This is a genomic window from Mesorhizobium sp. M7A.F.Ca.US.006.04.2.1 (genome assembly GCF_004022915.1).
Taxonomy (GTDB): Bacteria; Pseudomonadota; Alphaproteobacteria; order Rhizobiales; family Rhizobiaceae; genus Mesorhizobium; species Mesorhizobium ciceri.
Genome location: NZ_RZQA01000699.1, coordinates 1 through 3,502, shown reverse-complemented (window position 1 = coordinate 3,502; position 3,502 = coordinate 1). Strand labels below are relative to the sequence as shown.

Here is a 3,502-nt window from a genome sequence, read left to right as displayed (position 1 = left end):
GTCGACGGTAACCAATTTTCTTAACGTAAAATATTAAAGTTAAGAAATGGAAAACGGATTGTATCCGTGAAATTAAACACTCCAAGGTTGCAAGACTTTCGGCAAAATGCACTACTCGTTTCGGGGGTAAGTCGTAAGAAGTCGAAGAAAACACTACTAGCAACAATGGAGAGAAGTCATGAAGAAGTTCGCTTTTGTACTCACCGCTGCTATGGTTTCGTTCTCGACTGTCGGCGCCTATGCCGGCGGCTGGGGAGGTAGCTCGGGTAGCCTGATCAATGTGTCGCCGTCCATCGGTGTCGGCCAGGTGACCGCGCTCAATGGCATCCTGAGTGGCAACAACATCCTGAGCGGCAATGTCGTCCAGGGCATTCTGAACGGCAACAAGACCAACGTCCTTACCGGCGTTCTCAGCGGTATCGGCGTCAATGTCCTTGGCGGCAACAGCTACAAGCTGGGCGGCCGTCACTGAGCAGGAAAGTCACGGGCATCCTTATGTCACGTGTCGTGGGCAGGAGGGTCTTCAACACCCTCCTGCCTCCGCTTGTGGGCCTACCCAGTCAAGCGCGGGAATGAGCTAGATCTTCGCCCGCAGGCCCACAAATGCATCGACCGTGTGTTCGCGCTCGTCGATCACGGTCTTGAAGGTCTCGGAAACGTCGACGCGAACGACAATGGCCATCGATTTGGTCGCGTTGTACGTCGCTTCGGCATAGACGCCCTTGCGGCGCTCCTGGTTCTCGTAGAGCAAATTGTCCTTGAGCTCATAGAAGATGCCGGAAGCGATGCCGAGGTTTTCGCGCACCTTCATGCCAAGTTCCAGTTCCGCGCGCTGCAGCCACGAAGCCAGGGGGTCGTCGGTTTCGGACGTTTCGTAGCGGCCGAAATAGGTGCCGCGCAGCTCGAAGCCGTGCGGCAGAGGCTTGCCGAAGGTGACTTGCCAGGTCGGACGCCAGCGCTGGTAGATGTTATCGGCGCCGCGCAGGAACTGCGCACCCAAGGCCACGCCGAGCGTCGAACCATCGGTGGCCTTGTAGGCCGCCTCGGCGCGCAGCGTATAGGCGTTGAACGACAGGAACAGCGGCGGGTAACCGATTTCCTCGACGCTGGCGAAGAGCGCAGACGCGGACGCGCCGAAGGCAAGCTGGCCAACTGTTCGGGTGACCCGAGCCGCCAACTGGAAGAGATTGCGGTCGGCATGCAGCTTCGCCGGCAAGATGAGATCTTCCTGGAAATGCGTCGCGCCGAGCTTTTCGTAGCTGTCGGCGGCCTCGAGGATCAGCGATGTGGCGTTGCCGAGGTCGATGCCGAGTTGTGTCTGGGCGCCGAAGACCTGCTTGAACTCCCGCGTACCCAGCGTCAGCGGGCCGATATCCAGATTGTCGCCGGTGCTGGAGACGCGATAGCTCAGCGATCCCCTCAGTTCGAGACCCGGGCCGAGCCGGCGGAAGGCCTCGGCCGACAGCGACAATCCGCGGTCGTCCTCGATCGACGTCTTGTCGTAATGCGTTACCTGGAAGTCCGCGCTGAATTTCGCGTTGGCGTCGTTGTCGCCCCATTGCTGCTGCAGCGAACCGCGCAACAGTGTGTACCAGTCCTTGACCGCATGGTCGCTGTCCAGCGCGTTGTTGGTCCAATGCCTTTCGAGACTGCCGGTGATTGTCGGATCGGTCGCTATTTCGGCAGCCGGTGCTGTTGATGGTTCTGCCCTGGCGGTCACGGCCGCGCAGGCCATCAGCAGGCCTAGGCCGGCGCTGCCAAGCAATCTGCGGGAAAGTGGAGCGACCGTCTGTCCTTCTGCCGGTCGGCGCTTTCGGGAAACCATGCTCCGCGCTCTCCGGACTGAAACCCCTTCCGCCATGCGGGGGTGGCGCAGCGGAAGGGGCTGGAGGTAAACCGCTGTGAAGCGGAAGGAACAGGCACTCTTGCCTGCAGGAGTACTGTGGCATTGAACCCATAAGGTGTGTTTTCCAGACTATTCTCCCTATGCGTGTAGGCAATTGTACCTGAGGTATTTGTTCGCATCGGGAACCTGAAGCGGTCGCTGATTGTTTCTCATCGCGCCGCAGCGTCGAGGATTCCGATAGATGGAAAAGCATTTCACCAAGGTTGCCAACTGGGTCGCCCGCATAGCCGGCCTGCCGCCGACATTCGCCGTCTGTTGCCTCATCATCATCGCCTGGGGGGTGAGCGGTCCGTTCTTCGGCTTTTCGGACACTTGGCAACTCGTCATCAACACGGGCACGACCATCATCACCTTCCTGATGGTCTTCCTGATCCAGAACACTCAGAACCGCGACGGCGCGGCGATCCAGGCCAAGCTCGACGAACTGATCCGGGTCGGCAAGGGCCACAACCACTTCATCGGCATCGAGCATCTGACCGAATCCGAAGTCGAGGAAATCCGCGCCAAATGCGAGCGTGCGGCAAAGCGGCATGACGAACAGATCGCCGACATCGCGGCGAAGAAGGCCGTGGCACAGAAGCGCGGGTCGAAAAAGCAAGCGGCCTGAAGATCAGCCTTTCATGAAGGCTGCGAAACTGCCTTTGTGGTCCGGATGCCAGCGCGACAAAGCGGGGCGGTTCTCGATGATGTCGCCGATCGCCCAGGCCATGCGCTTTTCATCCAGCGGCCGGGCCGCCTCATTGTCCGGGCACAGGATGTAGAAATCTCCCCTGGTCAGGGATTCCAGCATGAAATCCACAACCTGTTCGCCGGTCCAGGCGCCGGCCGGTTTTTCCGTCGCACCCTCGGTCAGACCGGTAAAGGTGAAGCCGGGGATCAGCAGATGGGCAGCGACATGGGCGCCGGGTTCGTTGCGCAACGCGTGCGCCAGGCCTTCCGTGAAGGCTTTCACTCCTGCCTTGGAGACATTGTAGGCAAGATTGCCGGGCGGCGTGGTGATGCCTTGCTTGGAGCCTGTGTTGACGATCAGACCCGGCCTGGCCGAGGCCAGCATGCGCGGCGCGAAGGCCTCCACGCCATGCACAACGCCCCAGAAATTGATGTCCAGCAGCCGTTTCCAGGCATCGCGGTTTTCCCACGGCTTTCCGGGGTTGTCGCCCACGCCGGCATTGTTCATCAGCAGCGACACGCCGCCGAAGGCGCCGAACGCCCTCTCGGCGAGACGGTCCACCTCATCCGCCTTCGAAACGTCGGCGGCGACGGCAAGCACGGCACCGTCGCCGGCAATCGCGGAAACGGCGCGCGAGGCGTCGTCAAGCCGCGCGCCGCCAATGTCGGCCAGCACGATCTTCATGCCTAGCAATGCAAGCCGCTTGGCGGCCGCCAGACCGATGCCGCTGGCAGCGCCGGTGATCACGGCGGCATTGCCTGGAGCAAGCGCGGGCAGGGCGGTCTGGATCTCGGCGTCGGTGATCATGGGCGATGGATTCCTTGTTCGATGGCGCCGAACTTAGCGCCGGAACGGGCCGGTGCAAGCCTCTGCTCGTCTTGTCGGGTTGACCAGTCCGGCCGAGGCTGCGCATGTTGCCCCTTGTC

4 protein-coding genes are annotated in these 3,502 nt (G+C 61.1%); 2 read left to right on the top strand and 2 right to left on the bottom strand.

Annotation, left to right across the window (positions count from 1 at the left end):
- Window positions 1-178 precede the first annotated feature (178 nt).
- Window positions 179-472: a hypothetical protein gene (locus tag EN925_RS28320; RefSeq protein WP_013530976.1), complete on the top strand. Its 294-nt coding sequence runs from the start codon at window positions 179-181 to the stop codon at window positions 470-472.
- 105 nt (window positions 473-577) lie between these two features.
- Here the strand turns inward: EN925_RS28320 and EN925_RS28315 are convergent, their stop codons facing one another.
- Window positions 578-1,825: a hypothetical protein gene (locus tag EN925_RS28315; RefSeq protein WP_013530977.1), complete on the bottom strand. Its 1,248-nt coding sequence runs from the start codon at window positions 1,823-1,825 to the stop codon at window positions 578-580.
- A 262-nt stretch (window positions 1,826-2,087) separates the two neighbouring features.
- Here EN925_RS28315 and EN925_RS28310 point away from each other — a divergent pair, with 262 nt between their 5' ends.
- Window positions 2,088-2,513 (top strand): low affinity iron permease family protein, encoded by a 426-nt coding sequence (locus EN925_RS28310; protein WP_013530978.1) that lies wholly within the window; start codon window positions 2,088-2,090, stop codon window positions 2,511-2,513.
- A gap of 3 nt (window positions 2,514-2,516) precedes the next feature.
- On the opposite strand, the gene EN925_RS28305 is transcribed toward EN925_RS28310, so the two are convergent.
- Complete coding sequence (locus tag EN925_RS28305; RefSeq protein WP_127385041.1) at window positions 2,517-3,383, bottom strand: SDR family NAD(P)-dependent oxidoreductase; 867 nt, start codon at window positions 3,381-3,383, stop codon at window positions 2,517-2,519.
- Window positions 3,384-3,502 lie beyond the last annotated feature (119 nt).

Coding starts and splice junctions, on each gene's coding strand:
- EN925_RS28320 (WP_013530976.1), top strand. CDS start 179: ATGAAGAAGTTCGCTTTTGTACTCACCGCTGCTATGGTTTCGTTCTCG.
- EN925_RS28315 (WP_013530977.1), bottom strand. CDS start 1,825: ATGGTTTCCCGAAAGCGCCGACCGGCAGAAGGACAGACGGTCGCTCCA.
- EN925_RS28310 (WP_013530978.1), top strand. CDS start 2,088: ATGGAAAAGCATTTCACCAAGGTTGCCAACTGGGTCGCCCGCATAGCC.
- EN925_RS28305 (WP_127385041.1), bottom strand. CDS start 3,383: ATGATCACCGACGCCGAGATCCAGACCGCCCTGCCCGCGCTTGCTCCA.